We start from the raw sequence: 14,183 nt of genomic DNA on the forward strand, positions 1-14,183 counted from the left end.
ATTTTGTAACGCGTCATCAGCCCAAAGGAGAACGATCAGTGAACCGCATCACCATATGGCATAACCCACGCTGCTCGAAGTCGAGGGCCTCGTTAGCGTTGCTCGAGGAAAACGGCGTTACGCCTGAGCAAGTACTCTATCTGGAGACACCCCCTAGCAAGGATCAAATTACCCAGACCCTGTCTTACTTAAATGCTAAGGCTATCGACATTATGAGAACCACAGAGCCAACGTTTAAGACGCTTAATTTATCCAAAGACCTTGATGAATTGGTTCTGATAGAAGCCATGGTTAACAACCCCATTCTCATCGAGCGCCCCATTGTCATTGCAGGAAATCAGGCTGTTATCGGTCGTCCGCCTGAAAATGTATTGCGCTTGCTCTGAAGGATCGATCGCCAGGCGGTTAGCAATTTTAAGCGCCCACACCCATCCCGTCCCTGCACCCTAAATGACTTGGCCTTCGCCTCTTAAACACTTTATGCACCGCCCAGGATGGACACAGCGAATGACACTTTGTGCGGTCCGTACTTAGCGTCGCCCAAACCGAGCTCGCCCGCCTCACCGCATGAAAACCTTGTGGCCAAGTAACCACCTACCACCTCATGATAAGTAGGCATTTTGAGCACCATGCCTCCACTTACCGCTTGTGATGGCAAATTTGAGCCCCTATTTCAGACGTGCATAAGCCCTGAAAACGCCCGGTGAAGCCGTTCCGGAGCTGCATAAACATCGTTGTGTTTTAACAGCAAAAAACTGCTACCGTAAGAGACACTCTCAAATCAAGTGATGTGACAGACCGATGATGCACTCAAAGCTTGGTTACAAACTACTAGACGCTGAGCGCAATACGCTCGAAAAACACATTGTTTGGTCGCTATGTCGATGGCGGATCTATGGCGAGCGCGAGGACTTCCAGGGCGCCATGGCGAGCCTAGACGAGTTAGCATTGATCAAGTCTCTGGCTTCAATGCGTGATGATGTTTTCGGGACTTGTTAACGAACGCGTTAAAAATCGCTAATCGAGCATAGCGCCACCAGCTCCTCTGCCCGTATTTGTTTAGCGGTTATTAGGGATGAGCTGCCTATGCCGAGCAGCGAGCCCCTATAGCGAGAAAGTAAGGCGCAACGGCTTAAATCACTTAAATCAGTTGTCCGGCAGGCTTTTCATAAGGTCAAACAACTCATCCATAATCTTGGCAACGTCCTCAGCCAATTCGTCCCGCTCAGCTGCGGGCGCGTTACTGAAGTCAATCGCCCCCTGCAACCTGCGAAGTTTGTTCATCACTTCTTGTAGCTCGGCTTTCATATTTTGGCTCTCTTTTGACGGGGCGAACGAGATATCACTGCCATAATGACAGAGTGAATACTAAAGAGAGTCATGGTCCTCTGGCAATTGGCCCCTTTCGCCTCCCTTACAACTGCGACCTGGAAGAAAAACCGTCATACTAGGCTCACATAGCAATAAATGTGGTGTTGGGGGTAAGTAAGAGTGAAAAGAGACATATTAAAGTGGGTCGTTGCTTCTGTATTTCTGGCGTTAATCAATGGCTGCGGGGGAGGCTCAAGTAGCTCTCCCGAGCCCGTCATAACCGAACCCCCCGCAGCTCCGGTAACCCCCATAGCCCCGGCACTCAAGACCTTTTCGCTGCTTAAAGACAATAATCCGGACCTGCAGGAAGACATAGAATTCGTGCGCGACGGCACAACCTTTGCGGCTCGACTCGAAACGGCACTACCCGTGACCTCCTTGACGCCCACCTTCAGTTTCGATGGCACAGAGGTAACACTAGAAGAGGTGGCGCAAACGTCCGGCACGACCAGTCAGGACTTCACACAGATACTAACCTACCGGGTCTCCAACGAAGCAGGTACAACTGAAGACTACCAAATTGACCTGACCCACTTCACCGGTCTTCCCATCATCTTCCTCACTACCGAGGAACCCGTCGTCTCGAAAGACGACTACGTCACTGGCACTTTCCGGCTCGACGGTGGAAGGAACTATGATTCCGTAGACCCAATGGATATGAAAATCAGAGGCCGTGGTAACTCAACCTGGGCCCTGCATCCTAAAAAACCCTACCAAATGAAACTTGAATCCAAGCGAGACCTCTTCGGGATGCTCGAGGATAAAAAATGGCTATTTCTTGCCGAGTACTCAGACAAGACACTTCTGAGGAATCATCTCGCCTTCGAACTTGGTCGCCGAACCTCACTGCGATGGACGCCGAGTGGGCATTTTGCAGAGGTTTTCGTCAACGGCGAACATGACGGGTTTTATCACATTTCAGAAAAAGTCGAGGACGGTAGTAACCGGGTCGACATAGGCGATACGGGCTTCCTGCTCGAGATAGACCAGCCAAACCGGTTAGATCCTGACGACGTGTCGTTTAGAACAGATACCTATCTCATCAATATTAAAGAGCCCGGCCTTGCCTACTCGGATTCAGAATTCAACCAAGTCCGCACGCACATCAATCAATTCGAATCCATTTTATTCGGTGACAACTTTGCTGACCCAGTCGCTGGCTATCGCGCCTACGCCGACGTGGACAGTTTTATCGATTGGTTCTTAGTTAATGAGATCGCAAAAAACGTCGATGCTCAGTGGTACTCCAGTATCTTTTTCCACTGGATTCCGGGAGAGAAAATCCGCATGGGGCCCATCTGGGACTTTGATTTAGGGTTTGGAAACGTTGACTACGCAGACGCCACCTTCCCTGAGGGTTGGTGGGTCCGCTGGAATAGCTGGATTGCAAGAATGCTTGAAGATCCCTACTTCGCGGCTAGGGTCAAAGAGCGATACGCGCTGATGGATTCTCAGCGCCCCGAAATAAAAGAAGCAATTTATGCATGGGCGGAGCAGTTGAATCTGTCGCAAGCTGAAAATGACTCAATATGGCAAACACTGGGTAACTATGTGTGGCCTAACCCAGTTGTCTATGACACGTACGAAGAAGAGGTAGAGCACCTCGTCACGTGGCTGGATACCCGTATGGATTGGTTGGCGGAATCCGTTGAAACACTCTGACCACGATGCTGACAACCCGTACGGCCGAGCCTAAAAAAAGGGCTTATTTCGCGGTTTTTAGCATAAGCACATTGCCGACCAACCTATCTACGCCCCCATTGATGCTGAAACAGCACAGTAACGGGGTCGTCATGGCTGGCATCTAGCTAACGTTGGTGCTGGTGACGTACAGTTTAGGCAGAAGCGTCTGTCATGGCTCTCAGCGCATCTTTTACTTCAAAAAAGGCGCAACGCCTCCTTTAACAAAGACGCAGCGCCTTGCAGGTTCGCACGGCTTCGCACAGTGCTGAGCGCGAAATTGTGCCGCGCCAATGCACGCAATTCACCGATAACAATTTTTCTTGCGCAACCGCACGCGGCTTCATATACTTTTACTTTATTTTTTAAAGTACTTTGGATAAGACAATGGAAACGAACGCACAAGACGATTTGAAGTATCTAAGGCAGGTGGCTGAGCAAGGCGAAAAACAGCCCGTTCATGGCGGAGAGTTTGGCATTCTATGGGGCACACTATATTTCGTGGCGTCCCTCTACGCCTATGCAACCCTCTCGGGCTTATTCTCATTTCCGAGTTCTACAGTTGTCATAGCATTTGCCCTTCCCATTCCGATTGGAGTAACGGGGCAGTATTTCCTCCTAAAACGTTTTACTCAAAAATCAGGGGCACACTCCTTCGGCAATCGGACCTCGAGCGCAGCTTGGACTGCCGTTGGCGTCTCCGGATTCATTATTTTCCTCGGCATATTTCTAGGCAAAGTACTCGGCTTTATTAACGCAGACGAGGCGGTCATATGGGGAGTATTACAAGCAGCTATTTTTTCAATGTACAGCGTCGCATATGGCATCACAGCGCAAACTACCGGTGACAAAGCTCAGTATGTATATGCCGCTATAGGCTTACTCATGGCCGTTGCTACGGTCTTCGCTATTGGTCAGTTGGAAATGTTTTTAGTGCTGGCCGCTGGGGTATTCTTTGGTGCGGTACTGCCAGGAATACTGAGTTTGCGCCGAGCCTGAGCACCCCTCATGACAGACAGTCCCAAACCTACCTTTGAATTTGATCTGATAGACGACCTCATTCACAGCCGCGTTCGACTAGCCACAATGGCCTACCTATCGGGTGCTGGCACTGCAGACTTCAACGCTATAAAAGCGGTTGTTAAGGCTACTGACGGAAACATCTCAGTTCACTTGAGAAAGCTGGAAGACGCAGGCTACCTCATATCGGTCAAGCAATTTAGCGGACGAAAACCGCAGACGCTCTATTCGATAAGTGACACGGGGCGATCAGCCTGGCAGCGCTACCTGAAGCACATGAGCGATCTATTGGATAATCATGAGTAGGGGTCGTCCACTATTGGACTTTAAGGAAATGGCGGAGCGGACGGGACTCGAACCCGCGACCCCCGGCGTGACAGGCCGGTATTCTAACCAACTGAACTACCTAGGTTTTTTCTCAGACTCAAAAGTCTGCACCAGTTGAAATCGTACCAGATCCACCTAAATTACACAGACTTTCTACACAGACTTTTGACGAAGCTTCTTTTCGGAATCTCGTGAGACCCCCCCCCCCGGGGGGAGGCAGAACTCTTATCACTGTCGCAGTAGTTACCCGCCAGACACATCAGAAGCTAATTTGAAAAAGTAGGTCGCTAGAACAGGGCCGTGATTGCTGTCGTTTAACTGCTGTTGGTTTTGGGTGGGTAAATTACGGGATAGTTTGGTTTGGCTGACACTTTTGTCGTACGCAGACACGATAATGAGACTTCAGGACCACTTTTGTTTAATGTTGGTTAACACACTGGCGACTCCAATAAAGACTCACTTCTTGGTGTCTTCTCAAATACTTGGTTGGAGGCTCCTATTACGGAAACAGCAACCTACGCCCTTCACGCTCACTCAGACTGGTTTTCGCTAAGCGTCAAAAGGCAGCGGCTAAACTACTTTTTTGCCACCATTTTATTAGCGATGTACTCCTTTGCGATATTGCTGATGTTGACGTGGATGCTGGGAGATCTCAGCTTCATTCTCGCGGGTGCGTTAGGTTTTCTGTATTTTGGTATGGAGATGTTGCTGGCTAGTCAGCGCCTTCGTGACATCGAAGTGTCACAGTGGTGGCTAGCACCAGTTTTTGCGGCGCAAAGCATTACAGTCGCTCAAAGTACCCCACTATACTTTATGATCCTCCCCTTAATATCAGTGGGTTTTTTGATTTTTTGGCCCGGTCGCGACCAGACCAGCAGAGACCGCACCAGTGATCGTCAGGCAAATAAAAGTTCGATTAATGAAAGCCGTAAAAGTAAAAGCGTATTAATCATTGTTACGCTATTCGTTATGGGTGTTCTGTTTTGGAGCGTGAGTTTTATAGAAGATACACGCTATGATCTTTGTCTAGAGCGTTTAGAACAAAGTAGGACGCTGTACCTTTATCCTGACGCGATATGCAAAGAAGAGGCAAAACTCTTCTCACTGTCGCAGTAGTTCCACGCCAGATACATCAAAAGCTAATTTGAAAAAGCGTGGCTGAAATTTTTTTTGTTATAGTCCGGATGTAATCTACCAAGAGCTAAATTTATGCTGAACAACGATGATGGAACCATTACGTTCATCCTGCAAATGACTGTCACGCCTAAAACTGACGATGTCGAGTCATGGATAACCGAACGCAGTAGTCGCGTAACATTTGAATTTGAAGAAATGAAAACTCGTCGTTTCGAATGGTTTTTGTCGACCAACAAATCTATGGCCACGCTGATAGAGGTTTTTGATGACAGCGAGGGTGCCTTAACTAGGTTTAATAATCTTATATCCAGCCCCATCGCCCCCGAATGGATGGAGAGATTTGAAGTGGAAAGTTTTACTGTTTTAGGTGACGCAAGTCACGAGTTACGGGAAGCGCTGGCTTCAATGGAACCAGATTTTCGGGCTTTTTCTGGCGGTTTTACTAGGGTATAGCGGTTCAGCACTGCGACGAATTTACAGGTGGGAGGCGGAACGCCTGCTTATCACCCAGAACGGAACCCCTGTGGGGGGATCACACCTATCACATAGCAGTAGTTACCCGCCAGATACATCAGAAGCCAATTTGAAAAAAGTAGGTCTTTGGAAACAGGGCCGTGATTGCTGTTGTTTATCTGCTGCTGGTTTTGGGTTGATAGCGGTTTCGTTGTCACCTTTTTCAAAGAAAACCTTGGTCTTTAACCGGACCTTTAAAAAGAGGAGCCAATACCTTTTTGTTCATACCGAAATTACAGTACGTTATTTCTCGATAGTTTCATCATCAAGCGTTCCAGAGATTTCTCCTTTCCAAATGAAGAATCCAAAACAGCCACTAACGAATCCGATAAAGGAAAATAGGTTGGACCGTCCGGTAAACTTACCCGGGACTATATCCAATGCTGGGAAAAACGGAGCGGCATAAAACATAATGAATGCCAGTAATATGAGTGCCATTGAGGATTTGGGGACTTTTTCATTCACTGACTTACATTCTTCATGCATCGCTAGAAGCACTAGAAAGGCTAATGCGAGGTAGAACACGTAGAAGTCTATCCAGCCAAAAAACCTTGGATATACCAAACAAATCACGCCGACACATAACGCCTCAGCCCACAAAATCCTGTGTTTGCTTATCATCAGTCGGCGTTAACCTCGTTTTCACAGCGCAAGTGCAAGTGCAAAGAAGATAGCATCCCCGTAAACCAAGCTAACGACATTACCGCTTTGTTGAGTCTACGACGGTAATTAAGAAGGAAATTTAGATTTTCCTGACACTTTTGTCTCATGCTCACAGGATAATGAGACTTAAGGGTCACCTTTGCTTAGGCTGGAATAAGAAGACGGAGAGCCAAATGAAGTCACTTTTCTGGTTATCACAAGCGATGCTGCTCTGCTCCATTCTTTACTACTCGCCACTGCTGTCACCCGTTATCTCCTATGGCTGGAATATGGAAGAGTGGTCGGTTCGTTATGGTCAATACAGAGACTGTATTAGTCGCAAGCGACCGGACGGAAGTACCCCCAAAAATCTTAGATGGTCTTGTAATCAAGAAGCATACGGGCTTCTGTCTTTTGAGCTTCCAGAAGGCAAGCATGAAGAAATCATCGACTACAATATTGCAACGTTTGGCAAAAATTCACGGCCATTGATTTGACCGACCTCAATTCAAACGATGTCAAGAAGACGCTCAGAAGAACAAGCGTGGTCTATGGGCTGAAGAAGACCCTGTAGCGCCATGGGGTTGGAGGAGACGTTAGAAACAGGGCCGTGATTGCTGTTGTTTCTTGGTAGATAAATTGGAGACTGATCTGACGTACACGTATTCTCAGCATACGCAGTGGAAGCTTTGACTTTAACGATTACACTTTATAGTCATGCGGCGACAACCGGGAGAGACTTCATATGAAATTTGTAACAACCCTGATCACCTTGCTAATAACACTTTGTTCATCGTTAACTGTTTGGGCAGATGCCGCCGAAAGTGCGACGGCAATTGGTGAGAAACCCTTTGTTCTGATTGCTAGACTTCATGCATTGCCAAATGCGTCGGGAGAGGTGCTTAGGCTCTCTGAGGCTGCTGACGAGGCGGTCAAAGCATCTGAACCGGGCATGCTCCTTCATACCTTTGATCAAGACCCAAGCGACCCACTAGGATTTGTCTGGACTGAGGTTTATGCGAATAGTGCTGCCCTTATATTTCACCTAGAAAACCCTCCGCTACAAAAGTATCTAACTGAAGTAAGTCCACTGTTGGATAACTTCACGGTTGAGCTGTATGGCGAAGTTTCTGCTGAGGCCGTCAATATGCTTAGATCAACAGGTACGCCCACATCACATTTTCAGAGCAAATTTGGATATGTGAGAGACCTGACACCCTAAGCTTTAAGTGCGGCTAGCGCAGCACGAGTTTAAGAAGAGCAAGCGTGGTCTATGGGCTGAGGAAGACCCTTTAGCGCCATGGGACTGGAGGAGACGATAACGCTGGTCAGTTGGGCGACTCTTGTCACTGTCGCAGTAGTTACCCGCCAGATACATCAGAAGCCAATTTGAAAAAGTAGGTCTTTAGAGACAGGGCCGTGATGGCTGTTGTTTGAATGCTGCTGGTTCTGAGCTTCCGTCATACGCGCATCATAGGCATTGCGATGTGCCTTCATGTACTCAAGTTTCAGTTCAGACAGGCTTATCAGTCCACTATGAAACCCTGCAGCCATAAACCCATTGAGCCAACGACGGTCTACTTGGGTGACTGAGGCTGACTGGAGTTGCAGGTGTTTCTTCAGCTTATGCTTGAGGCTGACTAGGTAGGCTTTTTTGCTTTTGGCGTGGTTATCGCTGGGCATTTCCACGATTAAGATCTCCAAGTGTGTGGATGAAGAGTGTTGCTTCGAGAATGTATCGTCGCGCCTCGAGTTGCGTCCTGTGCCGCGTGTAATGCACTTCGATGAACTCAGACATATGGGTTGGTAGAGACACTCCCTCACCCCATTCAATAGCATCGTACAGCTTCGCCTGTGACGGCTTTAATTCATCCAACCAAACACTACTGTCCCCTCTACCATCATGCCCCTGAGCCGCATCAGAGAGGCAGACAGTTCGATCGGGTTTTGGTTGTATTAACTCAGGGCTTTGTCGAGCAGTCGTGATCAACTGTTGCCACTCAGTGAGAATGGGTAAAGCCTTGTTACTAGCCTTGCGCTTATCTCTGGTGCCTGTTGATTGAGCAAACCTAGTTCTACCTAGGACAACACGGACATCGGAAGGGATACGTAACTCAACCTGCCATATGCCGGACTTCAAACACGTTAGATTCATCTGAAAAGTCTCCGTGAACCGTTGAAGTACACAGACTCTTTACACAGAGTTGAGAGAAACCTACGTAGGTATGCAGTCTAGAAGTAATGGCGGAGCGGACGGGACTCGAACCCGCGACCCCCGGCGTGACAGGCCGGTATTCTAACCAACTGAACTACCGCTCCAGGTAGCCGACACCTTCGGTGTCGCAAGGTCCAAACTCAAAGAGAGTTTGGTGGGTGATGACGGGATCGAACCGCCGACCCTCTGCTTGTAAGGCAGATGCTCTCCCAGCTGAGCTAATCACCCCTGAAAGAGTCGGCGATTATAGAGACGCCTGCTTTGGTGTCAATTACCTTTGAATAATAAATCATGATTTTTGCCTTTTGTGTAACTTAGCACCTCCAACTTGTGTACACTCGCGCGGCGATTTTGGTGCAACGCAGGTGATATCGTGGAACTGTACGTAGACTTTCGATTTGAAGCCGCACACCGGCTGCCCTTTGTACCCGAGGGCCATAAATGCTCGCGTTTACATGGACATTCATTTTTTGTCCGTCTAGGTATCGTTGGCGACGTCAACCCGGCAACGGGCTGGGTTATTGATTTTGATGACATTCAAAAAGCGTTCGAACCGATCTATGATCAGCTAGACCATCACTACCTGAACGAGGTCGAGGGTCTTGAAAACCCAACCAGTGAAAATTTATCTCGCTGGATTTGGAGTCACCTCAAACCACGATTAGCCTCGCTCGATTACGTAGAAATACGAGAAACCTGCGATGTTGGCTGCATATATCGCGGGGATTAGAAGCCTGCTCTTATCAGCTAAATCCTCTCCAATCCAGCTTCTTTTCTTCTTTTTTTTATAAAAATCTATTGACTCGTGAAAAATCTTATTCACACGCAGACATGAAACTGTCACTTTGTGACACTTAGTTTAGATAGGCGCAAATTCACTTAAATAAAGCAATGTAAGTTATTGTTTTAATTTAATAATTAGTGATTGGTTAAAATTTAACCAATTTGTTTGCGGTGAAGAATTTAAGGGCTTTGACGCCCGAACAAACAAATTACCCACCAAATTATCCACAGGTTATGTGGACAGATATGATTAATTTGGCACTCAAATCTCTGCGTCAAAAAATTGTCGCACGGCAGCACTCACAGCAACCGGTTCCTCTTGGTGCAACCAATGTCCAGCTCCTCTGACAGTTACCATGTCAAAAGACGAAAAAAGCGGGGAAAACGCTCTGGCAGACTCATCAGTGACATAATCTGAAAGCTCTCCTCGAACCACAAGTGTGGGACCCGAAAACTGCTTGGCTCTACCGCATCGCGCGGATATGGCACCCAAAATACTCTCGTATCCAATCCTCAGCCCGTTCAGATTAAAGCGCCACTGGACGTAACCCTCACTGCTAATGTGTGCACTCGCTAGTAGAAAGTCGGCAATCCGAATGTCCTCAAGCAGTGGCTGCATGATGGCTCTTGCCTCGGAACGTGACCCAACTCTTGCCTCTCGCACCGCGTTCAGTGCGCTAAAGACTGCATCGTGACGACTCGGATAAGCCACTGGGGCGATATCGAGAACGACAAGCTTTTCGACAAGAGAGGGAAAGTCCAGCGCTAGTTGCATCGCAACTTTGCCCCCCAAGGAGTGACCGATCACCCTACTCTGCCCTATTTCATTTTCAGCCAGCCAGGCGGCTAACGCCTGCGCATAAACCTGCACCGACGCCTCTGACAGCCACGGGGACTTTCCATGGTCTGGCAGATCCACGCTATATACGACGTAGTCTTCTTTAAACGCTCGCGCCAGTTGCCCAAGGTTATTGGCAGACCCAAACAGTCCATGCAAGAGCACAAGGCGCCTCTCGCCGCTGCCCGTAACCTTAACGTTCAAATTTTCTGCCACTTAGCAGCCTCCTTTGTTAGGATCGCGCAGGACTTACTTGCCGACAATGACAGGGGGAATCATGTCCAAGGGAACATCAGCCAGTAAAACGCTTTTCATAGCAACACTAGCGATTTGCGCTGCGCTACTCAATGCATGTGCCTCAGGTGGAAATGTGAGCGGTAGCGGTTTCAACCCCACAACACCCAAAAATGCGCTCGATGCCACTGCTGTGCAAAGTGCCGATATCAAGCGGGTCGTTATTGCTGATGTCAATCTCGGCTCACCATCGCGCAAGTACCTTCAGAAGCGTGAGAATGCCGTTGACGCGATTATCGCCGACGCCCTTGAGCGTGAGGGTTGGGAGGTGGTTTCCACCCGAGAGTTCACACAGCGCTGGCGAAACGCGGTATCGATGCACGGCGACCCTGTCGACCCTACTACAGGGCGTGTTAATAGCCGCACCTTTTCCCGAATCGTGAATACGATCAAAGACCAAATGATGGAGTCCTCAAATATCGACGCCCTCATATTCACCGACCTGTTAGAAAAAGACGTCTATTTCTCCCAGGGTGTTAACCGAGTCGCGAGATGGGATGGTGTAACGCGCAAGCCCCCAACCCAAGGCGGCGGGAACGGCGTGTCCGTGAATTTTAACTGGAGTGTGCCGGTTGCCGCGACGACAATCCGCATCTCAATCTTTAACCGAAACCTCGAGCGTATGTTTGTTGGCGAGGGCGGCATTGCCCTAAACGAGGCAGTGGATACACGAAGTGGGACTGGCTTTGTTCGCCGACGTGAAATTCTAGGTAACGAAACGCACATCCGTGAGGGTGTTGCCTTAGCACTTCACCCACTCTTCCCCATGAAAAATTGGCCTGGCGACCCTGACTAAACCCCACCGCGCGCAGCTCAGGAGAGCAGCGCGCCTGTTCGCTCTAGCACCCAAAACGTCGAGACTGCACCCAACACATATACAGGCGCTACACGCAGCCATGAAGCGGAGCTCAAGCGGGTCACAACAGCACCTACCAGAGTGAGAAATGCCACAAAAATAAGCTGGCCTAGCTCGATTCCCACATTGAAAAACAATAGGGCCGCGGGAAGGTGCATCTGAGGTAAACCTGTTTCCGCAAGCGCTCCAGCAAACCCCATACCGTGCAACAGACCAAAGCCTCCAGCCAAATACCACGGCCGTGCCCAAAGGCGGCTTTTTCTCTGGGTTTTGGATAGCTCATAAGCCAACACCCAAATTGATACGGCGATCAACCATTCAATTAAAGCCTCCGGATTTGTGACGATACCCAAAGAGACAAGTGCGAGCGTAATACTGTGCCCTACCGTGAATGCCGTTATGGTGTACACCAATCGTCTTCCCCAGCTGACCAACAACAGGAGTCCGGCGACAAAAAACAGATGATCGATGCCAACGGCAATGTGCTCTGCACCTAGCCAGAGATAATGTAACGCCGTATCCAATAAGGATCGCTGCGAGGGCACGACAAATACCGGGTCGGAAATCGTGAGCACCTCTTGAAAAAAGACCCCCGGCTGCGGCCTCACTGACACCACGGCAGATGACTGGTTCGCCGCGAGTCCCGAGACACTTAGCGGTAAACCTTCCATCGACTCGCCGGTACACTGCCACTGCTGACGAAGAACTTTCCCTGTCCCCTCTGGAAACCAGGGGGTCTCCGATACAACCGCACACTCATCTGGCAATACGGGTAACATTGGCACATTGGAGGTCGCTTGAGCAGGCGTTTTCCAGACGACAGAAATTTCGCCGTTTGGCAATGCACGGACATCAAGCGCAGACGGCGCAAATCTGTGAGCCTGAGTCACCAAGGGCGTCAGCAAGATCAGGAGAGCTACCAAAATACGCATCACAGAACCACCTCATAGCGTGCCAAGCGCGCATCAACCCACTGCTCAATGGCATCATCTTCGGCAGCCCGCCGTAAATCACGCTGCAGGTCAGCGGACACCTCATCGAATGTTTTCACCCTTTGCGGCAGTCGATCCTCCAGCCACACCCAATGTTGCCCAAAGACAGACGTAAAGGGTCCCAGCCAGGTTTCTACTGCAGGATCCGCGTCGATGAGATCCTCGGCAAACTCGCGGGCAAATTGATCCCCAAACTGTCTCGATATATCCAGCAGGCTTACATTGCGGAATCGATAGCCCGAGAGGAACACATCACTCTCAGTTCGCGCCTCATCAGGAGAGACGTTAGCCCTCAGTGACTTCGCTAGTGAGTCTATGCGTGCTTCTGATGTCTGTGGCCGCAAAAATACGTGCGAAAAGGAGAAGTGCTCGGGCTCCTCAAACTCCGACAACCGGCGGTTGTACTCGCTGCGCAGTGCTTCATCTGTAGGCTCAAAAGCAGACTGCGTGGCCACGATTAGGGTTTCCATTACTTGCACCGTTCGTCGCCGCACTACCTCATCTGCAAGATGCAGGCGCAATTCCCACGCCTCGGATAGCAGCATCTCATCGGGTACGTCACGCTCTGGGTTCATAAAGCGCATATTGCGGATGAGTCGCCTTTGGACAACGAGGTCCTGCTCAATAACACCGCGCTCGACGGCCTCAATAAATAGGAGCTCCTCGCGAAGCTCTCGCTTTTTGATCAACTCAAGCTGCTGCGCTGTGAGCTCCGTAGGCTGCAGCTGGCGTATCGCCTCTGCTTGAAGCGCAACCCGCTCGGGGTTCGGTGGACCCAACTGCGGCTTAGGCTCTGGAAAAAACCATAGGTTAAGAATAAATAGGACAACACCAGCAAAAACGAACTGGTTAGCTATGGACTGATAAAACCGCATGTAACACTCCCCCAAGGTGCGCTAAAAGTGCGTCAGGAAATCCTCGGGGTCAAGGTCTGGGAGATTTTTAGAGGGCCCCTTGCGCGTACCGATATACAAGAAGCCAATGACCTCGTCTTGATGGCTGCCCCCCAGCGCCTCGATCACATGAGGATCGGTTGCATACTGCCCTGTCCGCCACATACTTCCGTAGCCCAGCGCGTTGGCTGCAAGCGACATGGCGTAAGTGGCTGATGCCGCCGAACCGACCTGCTCGTTACGATCAACTTTGGGGTGTAATTTAAAATCGAGCATAACGGCAATGAGGATCGGCGCTCTAAGCGGTGCCTTGAGCGACTTGGTTAGCTGCGCTTCATCCGTCACCCCTCGCAAACGCAAGCTCTCGTTAAGAACAACACCGAAATCGTCGCGGCGATCACCCTCAATAACAACAAAGCGCCAAGGGCGTAAGAGTGCGTGATCGGGCGCTCTCAAACCCGCACGCGCAATCTGAGCCATCTCATCGGGGCTTGGGCCTGGCGCGTCGAGGCTGCCATGTGATACCCGCTCGGTCAGCAGTGTCAGTACGTCGTCTTGTCTCATGTCACCAGTCTATCAAGGGTTCTGCGGCGTTGTTACATTAAGATGCCCGCCTGACACA

Annotated in this window: 19 protein-coding genes and 2 tRNA genes; 11 read left to right on the forward strand and 10 right to left on the reverse strand. The window is 49.7% G+C overall.

All coding sequences use genetic code 11. The features are described from left to right. Window positions 1-38: 38 nt before the first annotated feature. The gene (arsC, locus tag E0F26_RS10560) at window positions 39-386 is read left to right on the forward strand and encodes an arsenate reductase (glutaredoxin) (protein WP_279241624.1); all 348 of its coding nucleotides are present in this window, start codon (window positions 39-41) and stop codon (window positions 384-386) included. Between the two features lie 92 nt (window positions 387-478). Here the strand turns inward: arsC and E0F26_RS10565 are convergent, their stop codons facing one another. Next, window positions 479-619: a hypothetical protein gene (locus E0F26_RS10565; RefSeq protein WP_279241625.1), complete on the reverse strand. Its 141-nt coding sequence runs from the start codon at window positions 617-619 to the stop codon at window positions 479-481. A gap of 182 nt (window positions 620-801) precedes the next feature. On the opposite strand from E0F26_RS10565, the gene E0F26_RS10570 reads away from it, so the two are divergent. Then, a complete protein-coding gene (locus E0F26_RS10570) occupies window positions 802-999 on the forward strand; it encodes a hypothetical protein (protein WP_279241626.1) in 198 nt (65 codons plus the stop codon). Window positions 1,000-1,146: 147 nt separating this feature from the next. On the opposite strand, the gene E0F26_RS10575 is transcribed toward E0F26_RS10570, so the two are convergent. Further along, entirely contained in the window at window positions 1,147-1,308 is a 162-nt protein-coding gene (locus E0F26_RS10575) for a hypothetical protein (protein ID WP_279241627.1), read from the reverse strand. Between the two features lie 183 nt (window positions 1,309-1,491). Here E0F26_RS10575 and E0F26_RS10580 point away from each other — a divergent pair, with 183 nt between their 5' ends. The 7 genes from E0F26_RS10580 (at window position 1,492) to E0F26_RS10610 (ending at window position 7,912) form a co-directional block, all read left to right on the forward strand. Next, window positions 1,492-3,033, forward strand: coding sequence for a CotH kinase family protein (locus E0F26_RS10580; protein ID WP_279241628.1), 1,542 nt, complete (start codon window positions 1,492-1,494; stop codon window positions 3,031-3,033). 405 nt (window positions 3,034-3,438) lie between these two features. Beyond that, complete coding sequence (locus tag E0F26_RS10585; RefSeq protein ID WP_279241629.1) at window positions 3,439-4,050, forward strand: hypothetical protein; 612 nt, start codon at window positions 3,439-3,441, stop codon at window positions 4,048-4,050. Window positions 4,051-4,059: 9 nt separating this feature from the next. Continuing rightward, the gene (locus E0F26_RS10590) at window positions 4,060-4,377 is read left to right on the forward strand and encodes a winged helix-turn-helix domain-containing protein (RefSeq protein WP_279241630.1); all 318 of its coding nucleotides are present in this window, start codon (window positions 4,060-4,062) and stop codon (window positions 4,375-4,377) included. Between the two features lie 648 nt (window positions 4,378-5,025). Next, window positions 5,026-5,514, forward strand: coding sequence for a hypothetical protein (locus tag E0F26_RS10595; RefSeq protein WP_279241631.1), 489 nt, complete (start codon window positions 5,026-5,028; stop codon window positions 5,512-5,514). Window positions 5,515-5,607: 93 nt separating this feature from the next. Next, complete coding sequence (locus E0F26_RS10600; protein ID WP_279241632.1) at window positions 5,608-5,988, forward strand: hypothetical protein; 381 nt, start codon at window positions 5,608-5,610, stop codon at window positions 5,986-5,988. An 896-nt stretch (window positions 5,989-6,884) separates the two neighbouring features. Further along, window positions 6,885-7,187 carry a hypothetical protein gene (locus tag E0F26_RS10605; RefSeq protein ID WP_279241633.1) on the forward strand — a complete coding sequence of 101 codons (303 nt, stop codon included), beginning with the start codon at window positions 6,885-6,887 and terminating at the stop codon, window positions 7,185-7,187. Between the two features lie 248 nt (window positions 7,188-7,435). Then, complete coding sequence (locus E0F26_RS10610; protein ID WP_279241634.1) at window positions 7,436-7,912, forward strand: putative quinol monooxygenase; 477 nt, start codon at window positions 7,436-7,438, stop codon at window positions 7,910-7,912. Window positions 7,913-8,067: 155 nt separating this feature from the next. Here E0F26_RS10610 and E0F26_RS10615 read toward each other — a convergent pair whose 3' ends face one another. From E0F26_RS10615 to E0F26_RS10630, 4 genes are all read right to left on the reverse strand, one after another. Then, the gene (locus tag E0F26_RS10615; protein ID WP_279241635.1) at window positions 8,068-8,379 is read right to left on the reverse strand and encodes a hypothetical protein; all 312 of its coding nucleotides are present in this window, start codon (window positions 8,377-8,379) and stop codon (window positions 8,068-8,070) included. Then, entirely contained in the window at window positions 8,360-8,845 is a 486-nt protein-coding gene (locus E0F26_RS10620; RefSeq protein WP_279241636.1) for a DUF6538 domain-containing protein, read from the reverse strand. Before E0F26_RS10620 ends, E0F26_RS10615 begins: the two co-directional genes overlap by 20 nt. Window positions 8,846-8,932: 87 nt before the next feature. Continuing rightward, a tRNA-Asp gene (locus tag E0F26_RS10625) sits at window positions 8,933-9,009 on the reverse strand. 48 nt (window positions 9,010-9,057) lie between these two features. After that, window positions 9,058-9,133, reverse strand: a tRNA-Val gene (locus E0F26_RS10630). 145 nt (window positions 9,134-9,278) lie between these two features. Here E0F26_RS10630 and queD point away from each other — a divergent pair. Then, window positions 9,279-9,635: a 6-carboxytetrahydropterin synthase QueD gene (gene queD, locus E0F26_RS10635; RefSeq protein ID WP_279241637.1), complete on the forward strand. Its 357-nt coding sequence runs from the start codon at window positions 9,279-9,281 to the stop codon at window positions 9,633-9,635. Window positions 9,636-9,950: 315 nt separating this feature from the next. Here the strand turns inward: queD and E0F26_RS10640 are convergent, their stop codons facing one another. After that, a complete protein-coding gene (locus E0F26_RS10640) occupies window positions 9,951-10,742 on the reverse strand; it encodes an alpha/beta fold hydrolase (RefSeq protein WP_279241638.1) in 792 nt (263 codons plus the stop codon). Window positions 10,743-10,803: 61 nt separating this feature from the next. Between E0F26_RS10640 and E0F26_RS10645 the strand changes: the two genes are divergently transcribed. Beyond that, the gene (locus tag E0F26_RS10645) at window positions 10,804-11,616 is read left to right on the forward strand and encodes a hypothetical protein (RefSeq protein ID WP_279241639.1); all 813 of its coding nucleotides are present in this window, start codon (window positions 10,804-10,806) and stop codon (window positions 11,614-11,616) included. Window positions 11,617-11,633: 17 nt separating this feature from the next. On the opposite strand, the gene E0F26_RS10650 is transcribed toward E0F26_RS10645, so the two are convergent. The 3 genes from E0F26_RS10650 to E0F26_RS10660 are packed head-to-tail and all read right to left on the reverse strand — an operon-like array spanning window position 11,634 to window position 14,125. After that, window positions 11,634-12,608, reverse strand: a complete 975-nt coding sequence (locus tag E0F26_RS10650) for a HupE/UreJ family protein (protein WP_279241640.1) — start codon at window positions 12,606-12,608, stop codon at window positions 11,634-11,636. Beyond that, window positions 12,608-13,543: a peptidyl-prolyl cis-trans isomerase gene (locus E0F26_RS10655; protein ID WP_279241641.1), complete on the reverse strand. Its 936-nt coding sequence runs from the start codon at window positions 13,541-13,543 to the stop codon at window positions 12,608-12,610. Before E0F26_RS10655 ends, E0F26_RS10650 begins: the two co-directional genes overlap by 1 nt. A 21-nt stretch (window positions 13,544-13,564) precedes the next feature. Continuing rightward, complete coding sequence (locus E0F26_RS10660; RefSeq protein WP_279241642.1) at window positions 13,565-14,125, reverse strand: nitroreductase family protein; 561 nt, start codon at window positions 14,123-14,125, stop codon at window positions 13,565-13,567. Between the last annotated feature and the right edge of the window lie 58 nt (window positions 14,126-14,183).

Origin of the sequence: Candidatus Paraluminiphilus aquimaris, from assembly GCF_026230195.1 — a bacterium.
GTDB lineage: Bacteria > Pseudomonadota > Gammaproteobacteria > Pseudomonadales > Halieaceae > Luminiphilus > Luminiphilus aquimaris.